This window comes from Priestia filamentosa (genome assembly GCF_900177535.1).
GTDB lineage: Bacteria > Bacillota > Bacilli > Bacillales > Bacillaceae_H > Bacillus_I > Bacillus_I filamentosa.
In genome coordinates, this window is sequence record NZ_FXAJ01000001.1 from 1,299,801 (window position 1) to 1,326,707 (window position 26,907).

The 26,907-nt window shown below is 34.5% G+C and carries 19 protein-coding genes and 1 pseudogene; 15 read left to right on the forward strand and 5 right to left on the reverse strand.

Features of this window, described 5'->3' with window-relative positions; genetic code table 11:
- The first annotated feature begins 105 nt into the window (after positions 1-105).
- Together B9N79_RS06685 and B9N79_RS06690 are read left to right on the forward strand one after the other, a co-directional pair.
- Positions 106-1,500, forward strand: a complete 1,395-nt coding sequence (locus tag B9N79_RS06685; protein WP_019390841.1) for a sugar porter family MFS transporter — start codon at positions 106-108, stop codon at positions 1,498-1,500.
- A gap of 343 nt (positions 1,501-1,843) precedes the next feature.
- Complete coding sequence (locus tag B9N79_RS06690; RefSeq protein WP_040060963.1) at positions 1,844-2,872, forward strand: aldose epimerase family protein; 1,029 nt, start codon at positions 1,844-1,846, stop codon at positions 2,870-2,872.
- A 399-nt stretch (positions 2,873-3,271) separates the two neighbouring features.
- Here B9N79_RS06690 and B9N79_RS06695 read toward each other — a convergent pair whose 3' ends face one another.
- Complete coding sequence (locus B9N79_RS06695; RefSeq protein ID WP_040060964.1) at positions 3,272-4,723, reverse strand: MDR family MFS transporter; 1,452 nt, start codon at positions 4,721-4,723, stop codon at positions 3,272-3,274.
- Positions 4,724-6,057: 1,334 nt separating this feature from the next.
- Between B9N79_RS06695 and B9N79_RS06700 the strand changes: the two genes are divergently transcribed.
- Genes B9N79_RS06700 through B9N79_RS06715 form a run of 4 tightly spaced genes read left to right on the forward strand, consistent with a single transcriptional unit; the run spans position 6,058 to position 9,947 of the window.
- The gene (locus B9N79_RS06700) at positions 6,058-7,239 is read left to right on the forward strand and encodes an MFS transporter (protein WP_019392605.1); all 1,182 of its coding nucleotides are present in this window, start codon (positions 6,058-6,060) and stop codon (positions 7,237-7,239) included.
- 55 nt (positions 7,240-7,294) lie between these two features.
- On the forward strand, positions 7,295-8,194 hold the full coding sequence (gene aroE, locus B9N79_RS06705) for a shikimate dehydrogenase (RefSeq protein WP_019392606.1): 900 nt from the start codon (positions 7,295-7,297) through the stop codon (positions 8,192-8,194).
- A 59-nt stretch (positions 8,195-8,253) separates the two neighbouring features.
- The gene (gene aroQ / locus B9N79_RS06710; RefSeq protein ID WP_040060967.1) at positions 8,254-8,697 is read left to right on the forward strand and encodes a type II 3-dehydroquinate dehydratase; all 444 of its coding nucleotides are present in this window, start codon (positions 8,254-8,256) and stop codon (positions 8,695-8,697) included.
- A gap of 50 nt (positions 8,698-8,747) precedes the next feature.
- The gene (locus B9N79_RS06715; RefSeq protein ID WP_048896827.1) at positions 8,748-9,947 is read left to right on the forward strand and encodes an MFS transporter; all 1,200 of its coding nucleotides are present in this window, start codon (positions 8,748-8,750) and stop codon (positions 9,945-9,947) included.
- A gap of 243 nt (positions 9,948-10,190) precedes the next feature.
- Here the strand turns inward: B9N79_RS06715 and B9N79_RS06720 are convergent, their stop codons facing one another.
- Positions 10,191-11,210, reverse strand: coding sequence for a LacI family DNA-binding transcriptional regulator (locus tag B9N79_RS06720; protein WP_046217626.1), 1,020 nt, complete (start codon positions 11,208-11,210; stop codon positions 10,191-10,193).
- Positions 11,211-12,544: 1,334 nt separating this feature from the next.
- On the opposite strand from B9N79_RS06720, the gene B9N79_RS06725 reads away from it, so the two are divergent.
- The 6 genes from B9N79_RS06725 to B9N79_RS26710 all read left to right on the forward strand — a co-directional run bounded on the left by B9N79_RS06725 (position 12,545) and on the right by B9N79_RS26710 (position 19,198).
- Positions 12,545-13,945 carry an MFS transporter gene (locus tag B9N79_RS06725; RefSeq protein ID WP_040060973.1) on the forward strand — a complete coding sequence of 467 codons (1,401 nt, stop codon included), beginning with the start codon at positions 12,545-12,547 and terminating at the stop codon, positions 13,943-13,945.
- Positions 13,946-14,485: 540 nt separating this feature from the next.
- Positions 14,486-14,974, forward strand: a complete 489-nt coding sequence (locus B9N79_RS06730) for a DinB family protein (protein ID WP_040060975.1) — start codon at positions 14,486-14,488, stop codon at positions 14,972-14,974.
- A 535-nt stretch (positions 14,975-15,509) separates the two neighbouring features.
- Positions 15,510-16,175, forward strand: coding sequence for a FusB/FusC family EF-G-binding protein (locus B9N79_RS06735; RefSeq protein WP_019392614.1), 666 nt, complete (start codon positions 15,510-15,512; stop codon positions 16,173-16,175).
- Between the two features lie 581 nt (positions 16,176-16,756).
- Positions 16,757-17,665 carry an AraC family transcriptional regulator gene (locus B9N79_RS06740; RefSeq protein ID WP_046217625.1) on the forward strand — a complete coding sequence of 303 codons (909 nt, stop codon included), beginning with the start codon at positions 16,757-16,759 and terminating at the stop codon, positions 17,663-17,665.
- Between the two features lie 343 nt (positions 17,666-18,008).
- A complete protein-coding gene (locus B9N79_RS06745; protein WP_046217624.1) occupies positions 18,009-18,872 on the forward strand; it encodes a sugar phosphate isomerase/epimerase family protein in 864 nt (287 codons plus the stop codon).
- A 194-nt stretch (positions 18,873-19,066) separates the two neighbouring features.
- Positions 19,067-19,198 carry a hypothetical protein gene (locus tag B9N79_RS26710; protein WP_275080527.1) on the forward strand — a complete coding sequence of 44 codons (132 nt, stop codon included), beginning with the start codon at positions 19,067-19,069 and terminating at the stop codon, positions 19,196-19,198.
- A 447-nt stretch (positions 19,199-19,645) separates the two neighbouring features.
- On the opposite strand, the gene B9N79_RS06755 is transcribed toward B9N79_RS26710, so the two are convergent.
- Together B9N79_RS06755 and B9N79_RS06760 are read right to left on the reverse strand one after the other, a co-directional pair.
- Positions 19,646-20,197 carry a GNAT family N-acetyltransferase gene (locus tag B9N79_RS06755; protein WP_040060981.1) on the reverse strand — a complete coding sequence of 184 codons (552 nt, stop codon included), beginning with the start codon at positions 20,195-20,197 and terminating at the stop codon, positions 19,646-19,648.
- A 310-nt stretch (positions 20,198-20,507) separates the two neighbouring features.
- On the reverse strand, positions 20,508-20,948 hold the full coding sequence (locus B9N79_RS06760; RefSeq protein WP_019392620.1) for a MerR family transcriptional regulator: 441 nt from the start codon (positions 20,946-20,948) through the stop codon (positions 20,508-20,510).
- A gap of 309 nt (positions 20,949-21,257) precedes the next feature.
- Here B9N79_RS06760 and B9N79_RS06765 point away from each other — a divergent pair, with 309 nt between their 5' ends.
- The gene (locus B9N79_RS06765; protein WP_019392621.1) at positions 21,258-22,460 is read left to right on the forward strand and encodes an MFS transporter; all 1,203 of its coding nucleotides are present in this window, start codon (positions 21,258-21,260) and stop codon (positions 22,458-22,460) included.
- Positions 22,461-22,618: 158 nt separating this feature from the next.
- Here the strand turns inward: B9N79_RS06765 and B9N79_RS06770 are convergent, their stop codons facing one another.
- Positions 22,619-23,140: a cupin domain-containing protein gene (locus tag B9N79_RS06770; protein ID WP_040060984.1), complete on the reverse strand. Its 522-nt coding sequence runs from the start codon at positions 23,138-23,140 to the stop codon at positions 22,619-22,621.
- Between the two features lie 263 nt (positions 23,141-23,403).
- Here B9N79_RS06770 and B9N79_RS06775 point away from each other — a divergent pair, with 263 nt between their 5' ends.
- Both B9N79_RS06775 and B9N79_RS06780 read left to right on the forward strand, forming a co-directional pair.
- Entirely contained in the window at positions 23,404-25,080 is a 1,677-nt protein-coding gene (locus tag B9N79_RS06775) for an alkaline phosphatase (RefSeq protein ID WP_046217622.1), read from the forward strand.
- 667 nt (positions 25,081-25,747) lie between these two features.
- Positions 25,748-26,715, forward strand: a pseudogene (locus B9N79_RS06780) (alpha/beta fold hydrolase).
- The last annotated feature ends 192 nt before the right edge of the window (positions 26,716-26,907 follow it).

A 26,907-nucleotide genomic window follows, 5' to 3' on the forward strand; every position in this document is an offset into this window, starting at 1 on the left:
GAAACTAAGTTTTTTCATGCATTACAGTTTAAAAACACTTTTATTATTTCTTATAAAGCCATCGATATTTTTAGGAATGGGATAAAACCTCGAGGAGGGACTTTAATGGTTAAGGAAAAGAAAATCTCAAGTGGCTTCATTTATTTTTTTGGTGCTTTTGCCGGCATTCTCTTCGGTTATGATATCGGCGTTATGACAGGTGCTTTGCCTTTTCTACAAAATGATTGGAACCTTCAAAACAACGCTGGGGCTATTGGGTGGATTACCTCTTCTGTGATGCTTGGAGCTATTTTTGGAGGTGCCCTGGCCGGACAACTTTCTGATCGTTTGGGACGACGCAAAATGATTTTAATATCTGCTATAATTTTTATGGTTGGATCTATTTTGTCAGGAATAGCCCCTCATAATGGGATACTTTTTTTGATTGTTTCACGGATTTTATTAGGATTGGCTGTTGGTGCTGCTTCTGCGTTGGTCCCAGCCTATATGTCGGAAATGGCGCCTGCACGTTTACGTGGACGTCTGTCAGGAATTAATCAAACAATGATTGTTTCTGGAATGTTGCTTTCGTACATTGTCGATTATTTATTAAAAGATTTACCAGGGACAATGGCATGGCGATTGATGCTTGGTTTAGCTGCCGTACCTGCAATAATTTTATATGTTGGAATGTTAAAATTACCTGAATCACCACGTTTTTTAATAAAGAACAATAAACTTGAAGAAGCTCGTAAGGTGTTGAGCTATATTCGGTCTAACAAAGAAGATATTGATTCTGAAATAAGACAAATTCAAGAAACTTCCAAGGAGGAAAAGCTGGCGAATCAAAAAGCATCATGGGGTACACTTTTAAGTAGTAAATACCGTTATTTAGTAATTGCCGGTGTGGGAGTCGCTGCTTTTCAACAATTCCAGGGCGCAAACGCCATTTTTTATTACATTCCTTTGATTGTGGAAAACGCAACAGGGCATGAAGCAAGTTCAGCGTTGATGTGGCCAATTATTCAAGGTGTTATTCTTGTATTAGGTTCATTAGTATTCCTAATGATTGCTGATAAATTTAAGCGCCGTACGTTATTAACAGTAGGCGGAACGATTATGGGGCTATCCTTTATTTTGCCAGCAATATTGAATATACTTATTCCTAATGCAAGTCCGATGATGATGGTTGTTTTTTTAAGTATCTATGTAGCACTTTATTCATTCACGTGGGCTCCTTTAACTTGGGTTATAGTTGGGGAAATTTTCCCGCTGACAATTCGTGGGCGTGCGTCAGGATTAGCTTCATCATTTAACTGGATTGGTTCTTTCTTGGTTGGATTGCTATTTCCAATCATGACCGCTACGATGGCTCAAGAAGCTGTGTTTGCAATCTTCGGTATTATTTGTTTACTTGGAGTTTTATTTATCCGGAAAAGCGTTCCTGAAACTCGCGGTCGCAGTTTAGAGGAAATTGAAAAAATTGGAGAAAATAAACAATATAATGGAAAAAGTGCGTAAATAGCCCTTTCATAGGATTCCTTACTTGAGGCCGGAGTTGCTACTTCGGCCTTATTTCAATAATCTACTGACTATAAAGAAGCAGTATTACATCAAGTGTTACAAAACGTGTAGCAATTGAAACAGGATCAAGCTTTAGTTAGGCAAATACGTGTGGTTTGATAGCCTAATTGACAACATTGAAACGTGTGGTGCTTTAGCTCCTGGAAATATTGTTTACGAAAAATTTGGATTCACAGTTGAAAATGTCATTGCAAAATATAAAGAATTAATTTAATTATTCGTTCTCACTTCGTGGGTTAATCAAATATAAAGATTTTAATTATCAAAGGAGTCGAAAAAAATGAAATTAATACAAAGTCCATTTGGGGATGAAGCCTTACTGTTTACTATTGAAAATGATAATGGAGTGATAGTAGAAGTTACAAACTTTGGGGCAAGAATTGTCAATCTTTTTGTGCCAACGGCTTCAGGTCATAAGAACATAGTATTGGGATTTGACTCTATTGACGATTACAAGAAAGAAACATACTGTGGAGCAACAATAGGAAGAGTCGCTGGAAGAATAAAAAATGGTGAATTTTTACTTGGTGAGTCATTTTACAAAACGTCTGTAAATCAATCAGGGAATACTTTACACGGTGGAACCCCTGGATTTGATGAGAAACTTTGGAGTTATGAAGTGAATGAGAAGGAGCAAAGCACCTCAATCATCTTTTCAACAAATGCGCTTCATAATGAGAATGGTTTTCCAGGGAATTTAGAAGTAAGTGTAACTTATACATTAGACAACTTAAATATCTGGTCAGTGAGCTATCAAGCCAAAAGTGATAAAGATACAATTTTTAATCCAACAAATCACGTTTATTTTAATTTAACAGGACATCCAAGTAAACCAATTGATGATCATTCTTTACAAATATGTTCAGAAGAATTTGCGCCAGTAAATACAGATACCACTGTAACTGGGGAAAAGCGAAGCGTAATTGAAACGCCTTATGATTTTCGAACCCCGAAAAAATTAAAATCAACCTTTGAATCCATTGATGCAGAAGTGAAAAAGGTTCAAGGGGTAGACCATCCATTTTTCCTTACCTGCACAGAACTTGATCAAATGGCAGCGAAATTAATTAGTCCTGACGGGGAAATAAAAGTTGAGGTATACACAGAAGAGCCTGCGATAGTCGTTTATACTGCGAATATTGTGGAAGGTGTACCACTTATGCACGGAGAAAAATTAATTCAACACGGTGGAATAACATTTGAAACCCAAGTTGCTCCAGGAGCTATCGAATTTGAAGATTTTGGAGACATTATTCTTCGTGCAGATGAAAATTACGGTTCCCAAACAAAATACAAAATCATTTTTTAGGGATGTAGCTATGAACATATGGTAGAGAAATTTCCAAAATATGATTCAGTAGCTTTTTTGATTCTAATTTGACTTTAGTTAATTCAAAATTTGAGGTATCCTCTGAGAACATTGAGGCTCTAAAAGTAGAAGAAACTCGCCAATAGTAGGAGAAGGGGGTACAGTTTTAATGCCTTTTAGAAGAAATAGATAAGAACTCATTATTATAAGATGGAACCACTAAATCAAGAAAAGAACCCTTTTTTTCATTGGTGTTTTTTTGTTTTTAAAATATGTGTGGTATACAAAATTAGTTTATATAAGGTTCGTTTATCAGCATCTATGTTTATATAGGGAAAAGGCATTTAAGAATCATCTTAAACGCCTTTTGCAATCTTCATCATCAGCTTTATATCTTCTTCAAGTGCTTGCACCAGAACTTATCTTCTTGTTCTCATCTAACGGTTTGTTCCATTTTTCTTCTACTGAAGGGTGAACTTTTTTTATGAAAAACGCTAAAATCACTCCAATAAGGGAAAGAACTGTAATAACGATGAAGGCAACATTTATACCATGAATCAAAGGATTTAGGATCTTAGCTTGTTGTGAAGCATGTTGTGCTGTTGTTGTCATTACCGTCACGATAAGAGCCGTTCCAATGGATGCAGCAATCTGACGCATTGTATTGCTCATCGCTGCCCCATGTGCAAGCAAGCGTTTCGGAAGTTGATTTAAACCTGCTGTTGTAGCTGGCATCATCACCATAGATAAGCCAAACATTCGAACTGAATACATAATTGTTATGTATGCAAACGATGTAGTGGGATTGAGATTTGAAAAGGCCAAGGTTGAGAAAGTAATGATAACTAATCCTGTAATGACTAACCACCTAGCCCCGATTTTATCAAAAATACGGCCAGTAATAGGGGACATAAAGCCCATGACAAGAGCTCCCGGTAATAAGGCTAATCCAGCTTCCATTGCAGTAAAATCACGCATATTTTGCATATAAAGCGGGATTAATGTTTCGACGCCAATCAACCCCATAAAACCAATCATTCCAAGGATAGTCGTCAGTGTAAAGATAAAAGATTTAAATACTCGGAACTCAAGCATAGGGTGGTTCATTCTCAGTTGGCGGAGAACAAATAGACAGAGACTAATCATTCCTACTCCTAAAGTGATAATAGTCACTACGTCTGTCCAACCGTTATTACCTGCACTGGTAAATCCATAAAGCAATCCTCCAAAACCAAATGAAGATAATATAATAGAGAATATATCAATTTTCGGATAGGTCAATTCTGTAACATTTTTCATGGCGATAATGGCTATAATTACATCTAATAAGGCAATAGGCAAAATGATAAAAAATAAAATGCGCCAAGAATAGTTAGCAATTATCCATCCGGAAAGTGCTGGCCCAATGGCAGGGGCAAAAGATATTACTAGGCCAACTAATCCCATAGCCGTTCCTCGCTTATTAACAGGGAAAATTAATAAAAATACAGTTTGCATCAGTGGTAATAGAATACCAGCACCAATCGACTGAATGATCCTGCCCAGTAGTAAGATTTCGAAGTTTGGAGCAATCCCTCCAATCACGGTCCCAATAATAAACGTACTCATAGCAGAAATGAAAAGTTGTCTTGTTGAAAAGCGCTCAAGTAGAAAGGCACTAACTGGAATCATTACACCACTGACAAGCATAAAGACCGTTGTTAACCATTGTCCTGTATTCGCACTAATATTCATTTCTTCCATAATAGGAGGAATGGCCGTTATCATAAGCGTCTGATTTAAAATGGCGATAAATGTGCCTGTCATAAGCAGGATAACAATTGATTTTTTATTATAATGTTGAGATGGCATTCTTTTTCTTTTCTCCCTTTTTTCCCTGATAAAATTCAAGGAGCTTTAAATATTTTATACTTTCTAACATTATCATGATACTACTATTTCTATCTATATAAATGAGCGAAATTTATTTAAAGCCTGGACCTTAATATATTAAATAGAGTTCTGTTGTAAAAATTGTTACCTAGAAACGTAGAGAATCAGTTTCCTTTAAGTAGTTAGCTTATGAAAGTAATCCAAACAGTTGATGGATAAATCCTTTTTGATTTTGAACGAATGTTCCTCTTTAATAAGTCTGTTACATCTTAATTATATGTATAGTTCCTATGTTATACATTGTATAAGTGATTATACTAATTGATTTCAAGGAAATAAAAAAGCACATACACATTGAGTAACAACGAGTTTGCGCTTTATCTTTTTCCTTAAGTATCTTTATTATAGAACATTAGAAAGGTTAGGTTTTTAAAATAGAGTATAGAAAATCAATTATTTTAAAATAATAAATAATGGATAATTAATTAAAAATATTTGATTAAATTAATTAATTGCGTTACTATTAATAACATAGTAAAAATAAATTACTAACTACATTGATGTTTTTATATTATAATGCTAAATCTTTTTTACGTTCACGTCAATGTTATGGGAGAATTAGGATTTTAAGGGTGGATTAGTAAAATAGCTTACCAACCCTAAATTAAAACCGTTTGTCACAGACTTGACACATTTCATTTTCAGGAGTATAGTGGGTTTGTTGTTTTTTATATCTAGTATATCGTTGTACTAAATGTATCTCTTTGTGGAATGCCAAACTTGTAATACTTAGGTATTGGCAAAGGTACATCGTTCTACTTACCTTAGACCATACTGATATACTCAGTCTTATAAATGGGAACTGTAAGAATGAAATAGTATTTTTAGTAGAACGATATACTCAGTTCTTACATTTAGTATATCGTTCTACTAAATGTATCTCTTTGTGGAATGCCAAACTTGTAATACTTAGGTATTAGCAAAGGTACATCGTTCTACTAATCTTATAGCATGTCGATATATTCAGTCTCATAAATGAGCGCTAACAAGAATGAAATAGTATTTTTAGTAGAACGATATACTAATAGTTTAAATGTAAGTTGTATCATCCAACTTGTAGTGTGAATACATTTTTAAAGCCCGTGAATTATAAGAGAAAGGTATTAAAGAAAGCGCTTTAGTCATTGGGGTCACTAGCTTTGAAAGAGGTGAGGATGTAAAAAAGAAATTGATACCAAAGTGACTTAGGATGTGTGAAAAACAAGAGTTAAAACCTTTGCTAAATAAAGGGTTTTTATATAGGAGTGAAAAAAGTGAAAAACCCTTATATCAAATCATCTTTAGGAATGTATATAAACTACTTCATGCTTGGCATGATCAACATCATTATTGCAGCAAATATGGAAAACTTATCGGAACGCTACGGTGTAACGGTTGCACAAATTAGTTTACTTGTAACAGCTATAGGGATTGGTAAATTAATTGCTCTATTTTTTGTTGGTCATCTTGCAGATGGATGGGGTCGCAAACCAGTGATTATTACAGCCAATTTTCTTTATTTATTATTTCTAGTAGGGATACCTATGACAACAAGTTATGTACTTGCTTTTGTCTTTGCGATTTCAGCCGGTATTGCTAACTCATTACTTGACTCAGGAACATATCCTGCATTAACAGAAGCATTTCCAAAAACAGCAAGTTCTGCTTCTGTGTTAGTAAAAGCATCTGTAGCGATTGGGGCAACCTTACTGCCGTTTATAATGGCATTTTTAGTCGCAAACCATATCTTCTGGGGATGGGCATTCTTTGGAATGGGCTTATTATATCTAATAAATGGGATTTATTTAATTTTCATGCCGTTCCCGGACCATAGATTAGTTTCAACGAAAGGAGGAGATGCGATTCAAACAGACTTTAAAGAACAGCCAAAGTTACTTGGTGAAGGATTAGCCGTCATCCTAATAGGCTTCACTTCAACAGCATTAATTGTTGTATGGGAAACATGGTTGCCGCAATTAGGAATCCAACTTATAGGACTTGAATCTAATCAAGCGGTACAATTACTATCTTATTTCAGTATCGGTGCTCTTGTATCCGTATTGTTATTAGCGATTATATTGGATAAATTTATCTCACCAATTATGGTTGCAATCATTTATCCAATTGGTGCTCTTATATCCATGCTTATACTGTTCATGGTGAAATCATCAGGCATTGTGTTAGTAAGTACATTTTTGATTGGATTATTCACATCAGGTATTTTACAACTAGCTCTAAGCATTATGATGAAGCTTTTCCCTGCGAATAAAGCAATAACATCTTCGTATGTAAATATTGCTTCGAGCTTAGCTTTCATCCTTGTACCTCTTATTATAAGTGGTTTAGTAAGTTCTGCGGGAATTTCAGTGACATTGATATTCGGCATAGTTATCGCAATTATTAGTGTTGCACTTGCCGTATTTGTATTAGGTAGAATCAAAAAGATTTTTGCCTAGTTTAATTAATTTTAAAAAAAGCAAGTTTATAAAATATTTAAAGGAGAGTTTCAACATGACAACAAAAGTACACGAAAAAAACATTGATGGAAAAACAAAATTAGTAGGGTTACTAGCAACACCAATCGGACATAGTCTTTCACCACGTATGCACAATCTTGGTTATACATTAACTGGTTTAAACTACGCTTATCTTGCATTTGAAGTAGGTAATGATGAATTAGAAGCAACAGTTAAGGGTTTTAAATCTGCAGGTGTGGCAGGATTTAACGTATCAATGCCAAACAAAATGAAGGTATTAGATTACCTTGATGAGCTGGATGATTCAGCTAAATATGCGCGTGCAAGTAATACGGTAGTTAATCGTGACGGTAAATTAATTGGTTATAACACAGATGGTCTTGGTTATGTGAGAAACTTAATCGAACACGGTGTGAAATTGGAAGATCAAAAAGTAACACTTGTTGGTTCAGGTGGTGCTGCAACACCAATCGCTATTCAATTAGCACAATCCGGTATCCGTGAAATTAGTATTTTTGCTCGCAATGATGCGTTCTTCGTTCAAGCGGAAGAAAACGTAAATTATATTAACAATGAAATGAAAGAATTCGGTGTGAAAGCTACGGTCTTTCCATTAGAAGATAAAGAAGCATTTCGCCGTGAAATTGCAGAAAGTGCTATCTTGGCAAATGGTACAAGCCTTGGAATGAAACCATTAGATCATTTAAGTATTATAGATGACACTTTAGATGTACTACGTAAAGACTTAGTCGTAACAGATGTAGTCTATAATCCTCAAAAATCAAAACTTCTATCCCAAGCAGAAGAAGCTGGTGCGAAAGCAATTAATGGTTTAGGTATGATGTTATGGCAAGGTGCTTTAGCATTTAAATTGTTTACAGGTGTTGATATGCCGATTGGACAAGTAAAAGAAATCTTATTTGGAAACGACTAAAAATAAAAAACTACTCCAACAATGTAGGGACTTTGGAAAAAACAAAAGGAGAGATATCCATGACTAAAATTTTAATGTTACACGGTGTAAACCATAATATGTTTGGTAAACGTGATCCTAAACAATACGGCACAATTACATTAGATGAAATTAATGACAATATTGCACAGTTAGCAGAAGAGTTAAAGATTGAAGTAGAAACATTCCAAACAAATCATGAAGGTGAAATGGTTGAAAAAATTCATGAAGCTTTTTTAACAGGTGTAGACGGAGTGGTGCTAAATGCAGGTGCTTGGACACACTACAGCTACGCAATTCGTGATGCTTTAGCCATTTTAACAGTACCAGTAATAGAAATTCATATGTCAAACATCCATTCACGTGAGGCATTCCGTCACGAGTCAGTTTTTGCAGAAATTGCAACTGGCCAAATTTCAGGATTTGGTGAAGAAAGTTATTTACTAGGTATTCGTGCAGCAGTAGCAGCTAATTCTAGTAAATAAATATTTGATACGGAAATCATGATAAAAGTATGAGAGGAGAGTTGAAGAAAATGAAAAACCCTTATTTGAAAACATCAATAGGGCTTTACTTAAATTATTTTATGCTGGGCATGATTAATATCATCATCGCTTCAAATATGGGTAATTTATCAAGACTATACGATGTCTCTGTTTCCCAAGTTAGTTTGCTTGTATCTGCAATTGGTATAGGGAAGCTGGTGGCGCTCTTTTTCGCCGGAAGGCTTTCAGATAAATTCGGGCGTAAGCCAATCATCATTGCAGGAGGTTTTCTATACTTACTCTTTTTAATTGGCATGCCGATCACAACTAACTACTATTTAGCATTTGCTTTTGCCATTACAGCAGGAATAGCGAATTCCTTTCTTGATTCTGGCACATACCCAGCACTTATTGAAGCATTTCCGAAAAACGCAAGCTCGGCATCGGTATTTGTAAAAGCGTTTGTATCAGTTGGTGCAACTATCTTGCCATTTCTGATTTCTTTTCTATCGGCAAACGGCATCTTCTGGGGATGGTCATTCTTTATCCTAAGTATTCTTTATGCAGTAAGTGCTATTTATCTTATATTTATGCCATTTCCTAAAGTGGATAATGCCGGAGATGATAAATCAGAAGAAAAAGCAGAACTTGCGTCTGAAAAGCAAGTAATGAGGGGAAAACCCTCTATGTGGCGTGAAGGTTTAGTTATTATCGTCATTGGTTTTACCTCAACTGCATTATTTGTTGTTTGGCAAACATGGCTGCCTGAACTAGGAGAAGGTTTTATTGGATTAAGCGAAAATACAGCTGTACAGCTGCTCAGCTACTTCAGCATAGGTGCGCTTGTCTCTGTTCTTTTGCTGACTGTCCTTTTAGACAAGTTTATCAAACCGATTACGGTATTAATTGTGTACCCAATTATTGCCTTTGTAGCAATGCTGGCCCTTTTCTTTGTTAAATCATACCCTATTGTGATGATTTGCACATTTTTACTAGGTCTATTTACAGCAGGACTATTTCAGTTGGCCTTAACAGTTATGACTGACTTTTTTAGAAAAAACAAAGGGACAACAACGTCTTACGTCAACATTGCGGGAAGTGCAGCATTTATTCTTGTTCCAATTATAACAAGTTCTCTTGTAGACTCTATTGGCATCAGTATGACGCTTGTTTTTGATATGGTGATTGCCGTACTAAGCGTTGTGTTAGCACTATATATTTCTATTCGCAGGAAAAAGATTTTTTCTTAAGTGATAAGAACAACTTATTTTAAGAAGATGCATGACTTTATTGGAAAACTTGGAGAAAAAACTATGGGAATAGATATTCATTGAACTAACGCTCCAGTTATTCAATAAAATTTATATCAAGTACTACAATATAAGAGATTCAACCACTGAAAGTTTATAGAGTTACGTAAAAAGCCCAATTTCTCAATTTTGATACTGAGAAATTGGGCTTTTTAGTTTTTTCTAAGAGGATTCTTTTTAGATTTATTTTTTTGAAGTTTCTCGAATAATAAGTTCAGGCTTTAGGATAAGACGTTGAAGTTCGCTACTTTCATTATTCATCCTATTGTATAAAAGATTTGCGGCTTTAATACCTATAGATCGTGGAAATGAAGAAACCGTTGTTAATGGAGGATGATAAAGTTCTGCTTCAGGAATATTATCGAATCCTACGATATCAATATCTTGGCCCGGTATTATACCATTCATTGCTAAGCCTTTTATGACACCAAATGCAACCAAGTCATTAAAGCAAAAAACAGCTGTAGGTGGATGGTCATTCTCTAGAACTTTTAATATTGCCTCTAACCCGCCTTTTCGATTAGGCTCAATATCTATTATAAGGGATTCATCAACTTTTAAGCCTGCTATATCATGGGCTATATGAAACCCTCTTATTCTTTCCGTCCAAGTAGAAGATTGCTTGATTCCTCCTAAAAAAGCAATTCTTTTATGCCCCTTTTCTATCAGATGATTAACTGCCATAAGAGCTCCTGTTGTATAATCAATTCCTACATAATCAGAATTGACATTAGCAAGTTCTCTGTTAGCAAGGACCTTTGGTATTTCAATTTTATTCAATTGACTAACCGTTTTTTCTGAACTTTTAGAGACAGGGTTAAGAATCAAGCCGTCTACTCTATGTTCTATCATGGTTGAAAGTAAATGGTCTTGCTTCGAAACGGAATCAAAGGTAGTCCCTAACAAAACTGTATATCCGACCGCTTCTAATGTAGATTGAACCCCTATTAAAAATTCCGAAATAAAACTATTGGAAATATCCGTTACAATCACGCCAACAATATCAGAACTCCTAGATCTCATATTTGCAGCAACTCTATCGTAAACGTAACCCAATTCATTTATAGAATTTAAAACCTTTTTTCGTGTTGCTTCCGAAATGCGAGGATTATTGCGAACAACTAGGGAAGCAGTTGAAGTAGAAACACCAGCATGTAATGCTACTTCTTGTAACGTGACCCGTTGTTTTTTTGATTGTTTCATACTTGTATCACCATCTTTAAAGTAATTAAAAGTTCAGTTATCTTATATAATTACACACATGATAAGGTTATAGTAGGTCAAAACTGTTCTTAAAAGACATCTCTTAAACAACAATCAAGACGTTTTTAGGTTTTAATCATGATACATTATGTACATTAACTGATCTTAAATTTTTTATCATTAAATTTATTATACCTTTAATTCGCTAAAACTGCCTTGGGCATGTCCCTGATTTTGCGAAAATAGAAGTTTTCTCTTCATTATAATTTCGTTTCATAATTGAGTGTAATCTATTTATTAGGGGGAGAGTCAAGTTATTTTCCTGAGGATAACCTTGTATTAGAAAATGATAAGCAAAAAGGGGTCAAATATTTCACGATCTAATTCCTTAAATTTCGAAAATATAGTATCCCTCTTAGGGGCTAAAACACACAAGCAAATGAAGAGTTCTATTTTGAACTCTTCATTTGCTTAAAGCGATGTAGCAACTTGTTCACCATTAATACAGTAATAAGAATCAGTTTGTTATGTGGTGAAATGTAGAGGTTTATCTTCTGATATATAAGGGTATTTATTATATGTTGAAAAGAAGAGGTAATACAAGGTATCATCATTACCTTCATTATAGCCATAGCTGGTATTTTTTGAATGAGTGAAAAAATGTATATTATGTTCGTGAAGGGGGTTGTTGAATATATTTATGCTCAATTGTAGCTTATTGCTCTGATGGTATTAGAGTAGAAACTCGGAAACCCATAACAGAAAAGGAGATGAGTATAGGTCCGTTCGTTACATGAAGATGAAAAATTGCCCTCTAGGTTTATGCCGAATCTAATAGAAGTATTTATCTATATATACTGATGAAATAAAAATATACATTGTATGCTTCACTTGCTGATTTAGGTTGATATAAAACATGCCTTACTAGGTTAAAAAAGTCTTTCAAACCAAATTTGAAAAGCTTTTTTAATAAAATTTATATGTTTAATCCCATTTATGCTCCGTTTTCTATTTCTTTTCTTTCTCCCTTCATTCTTTCTAAAACTTTATCAGTATTATTAAGAACTTTTTGTCACACAATAATCATAAATATAAGAAGAACCATTCCTAAAGCAACAAATCAGAAAGTTTCGATGCGTACTGTTATAGAAACTTTTATAACTTGTAATACTATTAAATACATCTGTTTGTCTCATATGACAGCTACCTCTAGTTCTAAAAGAAAAAGGCAGTCTCTCTATATTATTGGAGAAAACATGAAAAATCGTTTTGTCCCCGTTTGACTGTAATTCTTATTTTTGCATAATTGTATACCATGGAGTTGACATAATGAAATGAAATTTAACAAGAAAAAAATTAACGTTGTAGATATTCAAAAAGCGAAGAAAAGCGTGTTTGCTACAGGAGTAGGAAACGCGATGGAGTGGTTTGATTTTGGCTTATATTCTTATTTAGCTGTTATTATTAGTCAAAACTTTTTTAGTGCTGTTGAGAATGATGAGCTAAAATTAGTGTTCACATTTGCCACATTTGCGATTGCCTTTTTAATGCGTCCATTGGGCGGTGTTATATTCGGTAGAATTGGAGATAAATTAGGAAGAAAAGTCGTTTTAACAACTACAATTATTTTAATGGCTTTTTCAACATTACTCATTGGTTTATTACCTACATATGATCAAATTGGGATATGGGCTCCGATTCTCTTATTAATCGCTAGAATTATTCAAGGTTTTTCAACGGGCGGCGAATACGCTGGAGCAATGGTCTATATTGCCGAATCTTCTCCAGACAATAAACGTAATATGCTTGGAAGTGGATTAGAAATTGGGACGCTCACTGGTTATATATTAGCTTCACTACTCGCCAGTGCACTCTTTATCATTCTATCTGATGAACAGATGGCCTCATGGGGGTGGAGAATACCGTTTCTACTCGGCTTACCTTTAGGGCTTATTGGGTTGTATTTAAGAAAAAGTTTAGAGGAATCACCGATTTTTGAAAATGAACTTTCTAATGATGAAGTCCAAGAAGAAAGTTTCTTATCTATTTTAAAAAATCACAAAAAAGATATTTTGGTATGCTTTGTAGTTGTTGCCTTCTTTAATATTACAAACTACATGCTCTTATCTTACATGCCTTCTTATTTAGATGAAATTATTGGATTATCGAGTACAGTAGGAACTGTATTAATTACTGTTATCATGATTATTATGGTGCCACTTACTTTAATGTTTGGGAGACTCAGTGATAAAATTGGAAACAAAACGGTTTTCTTAATCGGTTTAGGCGGATTGACCTTATTATCTGCCCTCGCGTTTTATTTAATAAACTTGAATGCTTTAGTATTCGTTTCATTAGGGATTCTCATCCTAGGTGTTCTGCTTTCCGCTTATGAAGGCACCGTTCCTGGGTCGTTACCAACAATGTTTTATACCGATATTCGATATCGGACATTATCGGTGACTTTTAATGTCTCGGTTTCCATATTTGGTGGAACGACTCCATTAGTTGCAACATGGCTCGTTCACCAAACAGGGAATAACTTAGCACCTGGTTTCTATTTAACAGTCGTAAGTATTATTGGATTTTTAGTAATAGCCTTCTTGTTCAAAAGTACTTCAGGAAAATCTCTAAAAGGTTCTTACCCAACCGTTGCTTCTAAGTCTGAGTATCAAGAAGCGGTTGAAAATCCAAAAGATGCACTATGGTGGCAAGCAGAAAAAAGAGAAGAGTAAAGAGAACGAAAAAACATCCACTCAATTGAACTCCTATTCGAAATATGGACACTCCAACAAGAGCGTCTGTATTTCGTTTTTTTTAATGCTACTTATTTAAATGATCTTCTTTCTTACAAAAATTAAAAGGCTTGCCGCTTATGACACCCTTTAATAATATCCGCTTCTTTTTAAAGGAATCAATTTTATATGCTAAGGCAAGTTCATTCTACAAAAGATGATTAACATAGTAAAGATTGTTGTTATAAAGCTATTTTTGCTCATAGTATAAGGTTTTTAAAAATGTTGGTAAGATCCATAGTTTGCAGAGAGAACTACCTTTTTTAGCTAAAAGGTAGTTTTTCGTATATTTTATTCATTACGAGTTCTAGTATTAAGAGCTATAGATCGTTACAAAGGGTCTGCTTAGTTTAAGTTCGGAAAGATTTATTTATTTATTCTAGAGTGTTGTGACCTAGGTATTTATAAACGCTTTGTCGAAATAATTAACCGGTATTAAAAATTACCTACAATACTAAGAAGAAAAATGGAGGTATCATATTGCAAACTATGTTTCGTTATAATTGGTTGATTAGAGAAAAGTGGTATCAATGGTGTGAAGGTGTTCCCCTAGAAGAATTACTACGAAAACGCACAGGGGGAGTCGGGGGAATCCTACATACTCTCTTTCACATCGTTGATGTAGAATGGAGTTGGATTCGGGTACTTCAAGGTAAGACCGACTTCCAGGAAAGTTTTGAAGCGTATCAAAGCTTAGAAAAAGTTCGCCAGCTAGATCGAGCGTTTCAACCTGAGGTAAGGGAATTTATAAGCTCTTGGAACATTGAAAAAGAAAATCGAATTCTTTATAATCCACAACCAGATGGAAGCATAGCTACTGATGCTTGGGGAGAAGTTATACGTCATATGATTGCACATGAAATCCATCATATTGGACAACTATCAATATGGGCTCGAGAAATAGGAAAAGAGCCTGTTTCCGCTAACCTTATTGGTAAAGGGCTTAATCATACATTGCCAAATAGTTAACTTTATAAGATCTATTATAAAGCCTATATCTTCAAGTAACTAAGGGGATAGAGGCTTTTATATTTTTATCATATTCGCCAAGAATACCTCACTTCAAGGAACAAAAGGGCATCGCCCATAAGTAGGTGTGGGATGAACCAGCTTTTTTTTCGTTAGACTAGAAAATGTTGTGTGTAAATCTTTAGTTTTCATAACACCAATTTTAGGAATTAAAGGATCCTTTATCGCTACTCCATTAATTAAACTCTATTCTCTTGGTGAATATAGGTATTATTTGATTTTAAAGATCCTTATAGCAGACATTTATGTTATAATAATTGATGTTTTAGGAGGTGATATAAGTTGGTGAATATGAGTATTTATCCACCAGCGTTTGCAGCGTCTCATGCAAAGCCTGTTATTGGAAAGGCGATACTTTGCATGGGGTGGACTTTAAACTAATCGCCCAATGAAAATAAGCTTATCTTATTTCTGATAAATCGGCTTTGCACCTTATTCAAGTTCAATTTTTCACCAAAATAAGGAGCTGGCAGAAATGAAAAATGAAAAAGCTATTATGATAAATATGGAACCTTTCATAAGATGTGACCAATATAACTTTATTAAGGTACAAACAAAAAATCTCGTTCAAGCCCATTCAACGGTTAAAGATAAAGATGTTCTTAATGCGTTAAAATTCCGTTCACTTGATAAAGTATTAACCTTGTTTCCTGACATTTGCGAGGACCAGATGACTATCCTAGAGAAGCTGGTTGAAATAGAAGAAACAACTCAAGCAGAAAAGTTTCTATCGAATCTAAAAGCTTATGTTATTCCGTTTAAACAAATAACAGAAAAAACAGTAAAAAAATTATTTCCTAAATCCAAAAAAATAAAAGTTCCTTCCCTTAAAGATATGGATTGGAAGGAGATTTCTTATTTGGGTTGGTACGATATTCGCTCAGAGAGAAAACATCTGATTGTTGATTTTAATGGAAAGTTAATGGGGATACAAGGAACATTTAGGAGCAGTGTAGAAGGAATATGTGCTTTATGTAATGGATTTGAAGAAGTTGGATTGTTTATGTCAAAAGTGAAAAGTGGGAAAGAGACGTATACAACTAAAGGGAATTACATTTGCAAAGACAGCCAAAAATGTAATCACAATTTAATCACACTAGATAAGTTAAATGATTTCATTGTACATTTGAAAAAAAACTGAGGGAAAGTCCCTCAGTTTTTTTGATTTTTTTACTAGTTACATTTTATAACTTGTATATTATAGATAAAACTAGTTCACATAATGTTCGTTAAAGAAAGTAAAAAAGCATAAACCCGTTGAGTGACAAAGAGCTTATGCTTTTTCTTAAGTTACAATTTAGTAGATATTTATATATATAGTTCCTATACTGTATAAAGCTGAGTGTAGGATAGTTCAAGAAGATATTATAATATCACTCCTGAAAAATCGCCAATCAGGACTTTCTTTTCATGTTGTTTTTGGCATAAAAAGGAGGAAGTAATACAGATTCTGTTACCCTGCTTTTTAAATTGCTCGATGATTACTATGGAGTAGTTGTACATAGTTTAAGTATAAAAATGAAACTAAGGGTAATAAAAGCTATAGTTAAGATTTGCTGGATAGTCTAAGTTATATCCCGTTTTTAATATGAATATTAAAAATATTAATGCAATTTGTCAAGTAAGGTAGATTTGTTACATTTAATTAATTTAAATGATAAAGTGTGAATTTATCTGATAAGCCTTGAATCTAGTAGGTGACTTGGAAAGGAAGTGGTTTTGTTGGATTTAAATAAATATTTGTCAGGAAAAACTGCTCTTAATAATTATATTCAACAGGTAAAGCAAAATGGTGCTTCTTTTCAAACTCATTATTGGGGAGTTATGCCAAAACATTATAATAATGATCTACACAAACATTCTTTTTTCGAAGTATGTTATGTAGTTGAAGGTGAAGGAACTTATATAGATAATAATTGTACTTATTCGCTTCAAAAAAATACACTTTTTATATCTAGGCCAGAAGTATTGCATCAAATAAAAAGCGAGAAAGGATTATCTCTATTATATGTTGCATTTCAACTCATCGAATCAGAATCGAATGAGAGTTGGATAAGAATTATGGAGAGGGCAAAACAATGTACGGAAATTATTTTACACGATAAATTTGAAACTGAAACCGTATTATTATGGAAAGCGCTTTTGATTCAAGCGACCAAGCGCGGAAATGTACTTTTTGAAGAGATACTTTCGAATATTGCATATTCGCTTATTGTTTCAATACTCCAAGATTTTGTTGCTGATTTAAATAAGAGTGACCATAAAAATGTTCCTGAACAGTATTCTGTACTCCTTACTCAGGCGCAATTATATATTAACGATAACTTATCAAACCCTTTAAAACTTACAGAGGTTGCGAAACACCTCCATATATCTTCTAGGCATTTATCTCGTATTTTTGTATCTGAATTAGGCGTAAGTTTTTCAAAATATGTTCAAGACGAACGAATAAAAAAAGCAACTATATTATTGAAAAAAACAGATCTATCGTTAAAAGAAATTTCTGAAGAAACGGGGTTTATGAGTGTTCATTATTTCACCCGTGTTTTTACTTCTACGATGCAAACATCACCTGGGCGGTTTCGCTCTCTATTCGTAGACAGAAAGACAACTACGTATGCTAGTAAATAATCTACACTTATTTCATGTACAAGAGTGTAAGAAAATTGTTTTTCAGTTTAGTTCTTAATGAAAGATGTCTCCAAAGTACAAAAAAGTGTCCCCAAAATGTAATTACTATTATTAAAATGTTCTATATAATGGACTATACAAAGGGGATACTTACGGTATTAAGGAAGGTGCTTCTTTTCATAAAGGCTCATCAGATAGAAATGGAAGCGTATTCTTTATACTAATCGAATTTATAAAATGTCTTTAAAAGTAAAAGGCAAAACCCCTCTTTACGATTATCTATCATTAGAACATACCAATGACGTTGTATATGGATGCAACAAACAGAAAGGGGAAATTTATAATGCGTTTAGCCTATGACCCATCACATTATCGTGACAATACAAATTTAAAAGATACGATTGATACAGTTGCAAGATTAGGATATGAGTATGTAGAGTTATCACCACGTAAAGATTTTATTTGGTTTTATGAGTATCCAAAAGTGGATAAACAGCTAATCAAAGATTTAAAACGCTATTGTACAGATGCAGGGGTAAAAATTTCTTCGGTCCTACCTGTTCAGCAATGGTCTTCTCCAAAAGAGGAGGAGCGACAAGCTGCGGTGAGAAACTGGAAACGATGCATCGAAATTACATCTGAATTAGATGTAGACTTGATGAATAGTGAATTCAGTGGGGATATAAGTCGCCCTGTGGAAAGTGAAGCTGCTTTTGTGAAATCAATGGAAGAACTTATGCCGATCTTTGAAAGAGAAGGAATTAAATTAAACATTCAATCCCACCCAAATGATTTTATCGAATTAAATACGGAAGCGATTCGTATGATTCGTGCTTTGGACAAAGACTGGATTAAACTTGTATATTCTGTTCCACACGCTTTCTTCTATGATGATGGCATTGGCGATGTTGCGCAACATCTAGAGGAAGCCGGTGATTTATTAACGCATGTTCTCATTGCAGATACTCTAAACCATAAAGCAGCCTTTGGCTTACGTTACATTGTTAATCCGCCAGATGCAAAGGTCACGATTCACCAACATTTAAACCCTGGTGAAGGAGAAATCAACTTTGAGGCGCTTTATCAAAAACTAAGAGAAATGAAGTTTGATGGCATTGTCACAAACGCTGTTTTTGCTTATCCGGATCGTCCAGAGTGGTCGAATGAAGTAACGTTAAAATCTATTAGAGAAGGATTAAACATCTAATACTGGTATATAAGTTTCAGTTCAAGCTAAGAAATTACTAGAAGGTTGTTTCCTTTTTCTTTAAAAAATAGCTAACTAATATTTAATCTCTTAAAAATCTGGGGCAGTTATTGAAACTGCCCCAGATTTTTAGATTGAGAAAGTTACTCTTTAAGGACGTTGAAAACCAAGTAGACCTGTCTGTAGTATGTTTCATGGCACTTGATAATGGAATGACAGGAGTATTTGAGGCTGCAATGGATCGGACACAAATAGATTCTTATGAAGTCATTGGAGCAAAAGGTAGCATTCGAGTATCAAAAGCCTTTATACCTCAGATGTATTAAAGCTCAGATAATAGTTAATAAAACAGATGGAGCTAATAGAGAAAAACAAGTATTGGGACACCAATATATCCTCGAAGTCGAATACTTTTCTCAATGTGTATTGAATGGCGAAATACCTAGGGAGATGATGGAAGATACAATTAAAAATATGAAAGTTATTGAAGCTTGTTTTAAATCTATTGAAAAAGAAACATTTATAGACGTTTAATTGAACTATTTGAAATGTATAATTACAGTGTCTAAAACTTTTAAGACCACAAAAAGGAGATAAAACGAAAATAAGATTAAGAAAAATATCAAGGAATATAATGACCATACCTAGGTAAAATTCAATGGATGAAACATCGTTTTTCTCCTCCTCAATATGCCTTTCCATTTAAGAAGTGTATGCATACCCCTTAAATAGTTAACAAATATAGATAAAATTTGGCTAATCTTTATTTAAAGCTATTTTAATATTTTTCGGTTTAAAATGTTTTCTAACAGGGACCAGGCTTCATGACAGTTTGGGCCTGTGATGAAAGGTTCAAACCCATAGTTTAAGTACATATTGATAGCTTGATAGCTCGTAGTTTGAGATGTAAGATAGGCTTTTGAATGATGATGGGCCAAAATATTCATAGCTGCACTAAGTAAAGGTTTTGAAAGTTTCGCCCCTTGATATTCTGGAGCAACACCTACCCAATGTATTCTACCCCATATTTCTCCATTACCATTTAAGTCGCCATACCATGCTGTTGTTGTTCCAATCACTTTCCCATTTTTATTTTCAATGAAAACACACCGCATGGACATCTCATCAATATATGGACCAAATTCTTTACTGAAGTGTTCCAGTGCAGCTTTCTCGTTTTTAAATTCATCTACACTTGCTTCAACCCTAGCCCAATTATGCTCGTCACCTTTTTCAAATAACCTAATTTGAAATCCAGTTGGAAGCGAATATTGAGGAATATCCAATAATTCCTTTCTCACCATTTTAAGTGGAATTCTTTTCATTAAAATCATCTCCTTATAGGGGTTAATTGGAAGCTATATCAAAGTAACTACGTATTTTTTAAGTACAGGTTAAGTTAAGCCTATTTTGTTTGTTTTTATTTTGTGAGAGCAATTTCTTAAAAATCTTTGCAACAGAACCTTTTAAGTTGCTCTAGAAATGTAATTGTAAGTTTTAATTGAATCGTCAGAAATGGACCAAATAGATTAAGAATGAGAGCCGTTTCTAATTATGATATGTTAAGTGAACAATGAAAAACTTATCGATTAAAAAAATCCAGCTTTCTATGTGAAAAGCTGGATTTTTTTAATCTTACTGCTCTGATTCTTCTTTCTCAAATCGAACTAGGGCTGCTTTGGCACGGTCTCTAAGGGAGACTAAATTTTCCTCAACTTTTAAGAGATTTTCTTTTTTTTGAACGAGCAACTCAAGTTGTTCTTCGACAGTGTTTACTACTTTTCTTAACTTTTCTTTCTGTTCACTTGTACCTTTTACCTGCCTATAATCAGCTTTGCGAAGTTCCAATATATCGCTGAGTTTGATGAACTGCTGAAGTTCTTGAAGGGAAAAGCCCATTACTTCTTTTGCATTTGTGATTTTTTCTAGAAAATCGATATGTTCTTGAGAATATAATCTTATGCCTCCTTTGCTTCGGGGAGGAGAGGGAAGAAGTCCAATTTGTTCATAATACCTTATAGTTCGTTTTGTTAAACCGCTTTGTTTTGCCACATCATCTATTTTAAATTCGCTCATGATTTCGCTCCTACATTTATTCATTTCTCTTCTTACATTAACAGAGGAAAGGTTTTAGTTCAAAAAATATTATCCTACAATCCGAGATTTTCTCAGAAGAACGTAAGCAGTTTAGGATAAGGCTTTATTAATAAAACAGTATGAATGTTTACGTTGACGTCAAGGTAAAAAGATTTTATACTGTTATTTGTAACAAGTATGAATAAACTTCTCAATTACCAAGGGGGTTAAAAAAGATCATAACTCAGAAGAATTTAAGCGGATAGGTTAAATGCATTCAAAAAATAATGTATAAGGAGTTTTTTTAAAATGAATTCAGAGCCAGGACAATCACTGAATGCCCAATACCAATCGGCTAAACAGCCAGTAGTTGTTTGGGTTATCTTTTTTGCGACTATTATTTCTTTCATGGGCTTAGGTTTAGTTGATCCAATTTTACCTGCCATTGCACAACAACTTGATGCAACTCCAAGCCAGGTTTCTTTGCTATTTTCAAGCTATAACTTGATTACAGGGGTAGCAATGTTAATCACAGGGGTCGTTTCTAGTAGAATTGGCATTAAATGGACTTTATTAACTGGTATTTTATTTATTATTGTCTTTTCAGCTTTAGCTGGTTCTTCAAACGGAATATGGCAAATTGTTAGCTTCCGGGGTGGATGGGGACTTGGGAATTCATTGTTTATTGCCACAGCGTTATCTGCTATCGTAGGATTGGCGATTGGAAGTACTGCCAAAGCCATTATTTTATATGAAGCTGCTATTGGACTTGGCATTTCTGTAGGTCCGCTGCTTGGCGGAGAACTAGGATCAATCTCTTGGCGTGGGCCGTTTTATGGAGTAAGTGTGCTAATGATTATTGCCTTTCTTGCCCTTTTATTGAAAATGCCTCGTGTGGAAAAACCGAAAGTTAAAGGCTCTATTCTAGATCCAATTAAAGCTTTAAAATTTCCTGGATTGTTTAGACTTGGTCTTACAGCTTTTTTATATAACATAGGATTTTTTACGTTAATGGCATATGCTCCATTTGTTATGGATTTAGATGAGCATGGTCTAGGCTATGTATTTCTTGGTTGGGGACTTTGTCTTGCCTTGACTTCTGTCTTTATTGCTCCAAAGCTTCAAGTTAGATTTGGAACGGTCAAATCTATGTGCGCCATGCTAACTTTGTTTGCTTTAACTCTTTTAGCCATGGGAATTTGGACAGATTCAAAAACAGTCATTATTGTTTCCGTTATTATTGCAGGACTATTCCTAGGGACTAATAATACATTAATCACTACAGCCGTTATGCAGGTTGCGCCAGTAGAACGTGCTACAGCTTCTGCAGCATACAGTTTTGTCCGTTTTATTGGTGGCGCTGTTGGACCCTGGCTTGCAACTAAGCTTGCTGAAGCATATTCCTCAGCTGTTCCTTTCTATACAGGTGCTGTATTTGTATTTTTAGGCGTGCTGGTGGTTGCATTTGGGCGAAAACACATTGCACATGTAGACCAAGTCAGTGGCCATTAATATTATTCATAGCCAATGTAGTAGAACACCAGTTTTTTAGCCTTGAATATGTTTTTAGTAGAAAAGAACCGATTTCTTTTATAGAAATCGGTTCTTTTCTAAATTGCCTGGCTTCTTATTGTTGCGAGAGTATGAAGAATCATAATTAAAGTCCAATCCTATTCTGGAATTTTTTCGTATGCTAACTTCATAATAATATCTTTGTATTGAGGATACTTTGATAAAAGATCAGCTTGTGTGAACAGTTCAAAGTCTTGGAATTCAAACCCAGGTGAAACCATACAACCTACTAGAGAGCAAGTATCTTCCTCCACAACAGACGATCCAAAGATTGAATTTTTTGGAACTAAAGCTTGAGGGACTTCTCCATTGTCCAAGTCCATACCTAATTTAATTTCTTCATATTCCCCATTTTCATGAATGATATGAATCGTTAAAGAACTTCCAGCGTGATAATACCATAATTCATCCGATTTTAAACGGTGAAAATGAGAGACATCATTTGATGTTAAAAGAAAGTAAATACTCGTATAGAGCTTTCGTTCACCTTCAAAATTAACAGTTAATTCTTGATCAGACGTACGTTCTTCTGATTCAAAGGTTCTTTTATAATATCCACCTTCTGGATGGGGGAGTAGTCCAAGTTTTGATACCCAATATTGTGCGTTATTTTTCTTCATGGCAATCTTCCTTCCGCTTCCTCTATATCAAGAATTTTTATTCGTACACTATTAATATAGCACGTATTGAAAAACTTGAATTTTATATTTAATAGAGGATTTCACCCTAAAATTTTATTAATTTGTAATATGATGTATATAAATTGCTTATATAGGAAATAAGATGTGTGAATTTACAAAAAATCAATAAAAAATTAAAATCTGGCTTACATAAAAATGATAGTTTTATATCAGTTATAAAAAATCTTGTGGGGGGAAGAACAATGGTCAAGCTTCGTAAAAAGATGATTGGACTAACAATAGCGGGAACAGTAGCGGTAGGTTCATTAGTTATAGGTAACAGCATAATGGAGCCTGCGCAGGCAAAAAGCGAATCAAAGAAAAAGGGGAAGAATCCTGAAAACGTAATTGTGATGGTTATGGACGGGACAAGCTCTACAGCAACAACGTTAGCACGTTGGTACAAAGGTGAGCCTCTTGCAATGGATGAAATCATGACAGGAGGAGTTCGTACATACTCTGCTGAATCTGCCATTACAGACTCAGCACCAGCTGGAACAGCAATGGCAACAGGAAACAAATCAAACTCTGGTTATGTTGGAGTGCTGCCTTCACTCGTCAACTCGCCTAGTTTAGAGCAAGTCAGTGAAGAAGACAAGTTCCGCCCTGTAGCAAATATAATGGAAGGAGCGGAGCGCACTGGACGTGCAACCGGTATTATTGCGACTTCTGAAATTCAACATGCGACACCAGCAGCTTTCTCAGCTCATCATGCTGATCGTAATAACTTTGAGGTGCTTGGTGAACAACAGGTTTACCAAGATATGGAGGTTGTTCTGGGAGGTGGAAAGGAAGCTCTTCAGCCTGGTACAGGTAAAAAGAGCCGTAAGGATAATGAGGACTTAATAAAAGTCATTCAAGAAAAAGACTATGATTTTGTTGAAACAAAAGATGAACTATTAAAGTCAAAATCAAATAAAATTTGGGGTTCATTTTCTAATAGTGCTCTAGCTTACGATATGGATCGTGAGGAAACAAACCCGGAACAGCCAACACTTGCTGAAATGACAAGTAAATCAATTGAAACGCTTTCGAAAGATAAAGATGGTTTCTCTTTATTTGTAGAGGGCAGTAAGCCGGACTGGGCAGCACATGCGAACGATCCAATCGGAATGATTAGTGACGTGTTAGCCTTTGATGCAGCTGTTGCCGAAGCAGTAGAGTTTGCTAAAAAAGATGGAAATACAATGGTGATTGCTGTAACTGACCACGGGAACAGTGGTATTTCGATTGGTAATAGCAATACTACAAAAGGGTATGATACAACACCTGTAGCTAAATATATTGAGCCACTGAAAAAAGCAAAAATGACGATTGAAGGGGCAACAAGCAAGCTAAAAGATGATTTATCTAATCTAGAAGAAGTCGCAGCACTTTATGGCTTAGAAAATTTAACAACTGATGAAAAAGAAAAACTAAAAGCGGCAAAAACAAAAGAAGAGGTAGGACCAATCTTATCTAAACTATTAGCAAATCGTGCGAATCTCGGCTTTACAACTGGAGGCCACACAGGTGAAGATGTTTTCTTATATGCTTATGGTCCGCAAAAACCATCTGGTTTAATTGATAACACAGACATTGCTAAAACAGTGTCAAAAGCGATGGGCTTTGACTTAGAAGAATTAACAGATGAGTTATTTCTAGACGCTGAGTCAGCTTTTAAAAAAGTTAAGGCGACAGTAAAGGTTGATAAGACAGATGAAGCCAATCCAGTACTTGTGGTTACACGTAAAAATTTAAGGGCAGAACTACCTGTTAACAAAGATATGATCCGTATAAAAGGAAAAGAATATAATTTAGACAGTGTTATTGTAGAGAGCAATGGTAAATTCTATGTACCTGCAGAAGCAGTGAATTTATTTAAAAAACATGCTCGCTAAGTTAAACGAACGAAGGAACCGCGCCTCAACTTTAATTAAAGTTGAGGCGCGGTTCTTTTTATTTCTTGATATATACCTATTTAGTTCACGTAATGTGATTTCTAGAAAATCATAAAAGCCTTAAATCTGTTGAATAGCAAGGAGTATGGGGTTTTTATTTTTCTTGAGGCCTACTTTTACAGTCATGTTCATTCTATCGAAGAAAAAAACTAACTCATACATGGGGGGAAACAGGACAAAAGTTAAAGAGAAATCTTTCAAATCTTCCTAATCTAATGCCCCTTAAAGAATCTATGAAGAGATAGAGAATGTTTAGATTCTAACTTAGGAAAGAATCCGCATCATGTATCCGTATTATTAAAAATCCCTAAATATACAGGTGATTTACGACTCCAGTCTTACTATGTTATACGTCTAGAAATGGTTGAATTTATATTATTAACCATATGCAATGAGTGTACATCATCTAATGAATGCTTGTTTATTCCAAAAATAAGTTATTTAGTATGTTAGATTATGCAATATTCTTTCACGATATATCATTGTTAGTTAGTAACCATTTGTATATAAGCAGCTAAATGGAAGGAGAGAGAGAAAACTTATCATACAAATTTTAAATTGTTGTCTATCAGAATGATATTAAACAGAGAGGAATTAAAATAATAAAATGAAAAAGATAAGAAGATTACTAAAATGGACAGGATTAAGTCTTGTATTATTACTCCTTATCGCTCTCTTTTTTTCCATCTGGACTGTCCATGTAAAAGGAAATAATAGTATAAATGCATTAGAACAAGTAGAGATAAATGGAAGTAGTCATGAAATTATGATACGGGATCACGATAAGAACAATCCTGTTATTATTTTTGTTCATGGAGGACCTGGAAATTCGGAAATCCCGTATGCGAAGAAATATCAAGATTTATTAGAAAAGAACTTTACAGTTGTAAATTATGATCAAAGAGCAAGTGGGAAATCCTATCATTTCTTCGAGGACTATTCTAATTTTTCATCAGACTTACTAGTTGAGGCCTTATTAGCGATAACCGATTATATATCAGAACGTTTTGGCAAAGAAAAAGTAATCCTTATTGGCCATTCTTATGGTACATATATAGGCATGCAGGCTGCCTATAAAGCACCTCAAAAATATGAAGCATATGTTGGGATGGGCGAAATGAGTGATACAGTCCAAAGTGAGCTCGACAGTTTAAACTACGTTATGAATAAGACAAAAAGAGCTGGAAATACAGATGATATTCCAGCTTTACAAGGGGTAAGGGAAAAAATCATAAAGGATGAAACATTTACTCCAAGGAATTTTGTAATCAAATATGGTGGGGGAGCAAGAGGAATTGATAATCCAGATGGTGATAATCTAGGTATGTTGTTGAGCAGTGAGTATAACTTATTAGACGTGATCGGATATAACTACGGGACAGCCTATTCTCAAGAAACTTTATTAAAGGAAGTCTTAAAAGAGCCATTGCCTACTATGGTAACAGAACTTAAACTACTGTGCTATTTCGTGATGGGGAAATATGATTATATGACTTCGTCTCATGCTGCAAAAGAAAACTTGAAGCTGATAACAAAGAGTTTATTGCTTTTCATCACTCCGCACACTATCCGTAATTTGAAGAGAAGGAAAAGTTTTATAAGTGGATGTGCGATACATTTCTAAAATACGAATAAAATAAAAAAAGATCATTATCCAAATTGGATATGGTCTTTTTAAATCTTATACTTTTACGAACTTATCTTAAGTCATTTTTTATTTACACATGGAAAACTTAGGTTACATGTTGTTTATCCAAGGAAATGAGA

Bases quoted from the DNA above. Each gene is read 5' to 3' on its own strand.
- B9N79_RS06685 (WP_019390841.1), top strand. From the start codon at position 106: ATGGTTAAGGAAAAGAAAATCTCAAGTGGCTTCATTTATTTTTTTGGT.
- B9N79_RS06690 (WP_040060963.1), top strand. From the start codon at position 1,844: ATGAAATTAATACAAAGTCCATTTGGGGATGAAGCCTTACTGTTTACT.
- B9N79_RS06695 (WP_040060964.1), bottom strand. From the start codon at position 4,723: ATGCCATCTCAACATTATAATAAAAAATCAATTGTTATCCTGCTTATG.
- aroE (WP_019392606.1), top strand. From the start codon at position 7,295: ATGACAACAAAAGTACACGAAAAAAACATTGATGGAAAAACAAAATTA.
- aroQ (WP_040060967.1), top strand. From the start codon at position 8,254: ATGACTAAAATTTTAATGTTACACGGTGTAAACCATAATATGTTTGGT.
- B9N79_RS06715 (WP_048896827.1), top strand. From the start codon at position 8,748: ATGAAAAACCCTTATTTGAAAACATCAATAGGGCTTTACTTAAATTAT.
- B9N79_RS06720 (WP_046217626.1), bottom strand. From the start codon at position 11,210: ATGAAACAATCAAAAAAACAACGGGTCACGTTACAAGAAGTAGCATTA.
- B9N79_RS06725 (WP_040060973.1), top strand. From the start codon at position 12,545: ATGAAATTTAACAAGAAAAAAATTAACGTTGTAGATATTCAAAAAGCG.
- B9N79_RS06735 (WP_019392614.1), top strand. From the start codon at position 15,510: ATGAAAAATGAAAAAGCTATTATGATAAATATGGAACCTTTCATAAGA.
- B9N79_RS06745 (WP_046217624.1), top strand. From the start codon at position 18,009: ATGCGTTTAGCCTATGACCCATCACATTATCGTGACAATACAAATTTA.
- B9N79_RS26710 (WP_275080527.1), top strand. From the start codon at position 19,067: ATGGCACTTGATAATGGAATGACAGGAGTATTTGAGGCTGCAATGGAT.
- B9N79_RS06755 (WP_040060981.1), bottom strand. From the start codon at position 20,197: ATGAAAAGAATTCCACTTAAAATGGTGAGAAAGGAATTATTGGATATT.
- B9N79_RS06760 (WP_019392620.1), bottom strand. From the start codon at position 20,948: ATGAGCGAATTTAAAATAGATGATGTGGCAAAACAAAGCGGTTTAACA.
- B9N79_RS06765 (WP_019392621.1), top strand. From the start codon at position 21,258: ATGAATTCAGAGCCAGGACAATCACTGAATGCCCAATACCAATCGGCT.
- B9N79_RS06770 (WP_040060984.1), bottom strand. From the start codon at position 23,140: ATGAAGAAAAATAACGCACAATATTGGGTATCAAAACTTGGACTACTC.
- B9N79_RS06775 (WP_046217622.1), top strand. From the start codon at position 23,404: ATGGTCAAGCTTCGTAAAAAGATGATTGGACTAACAATAGCGGGAACA.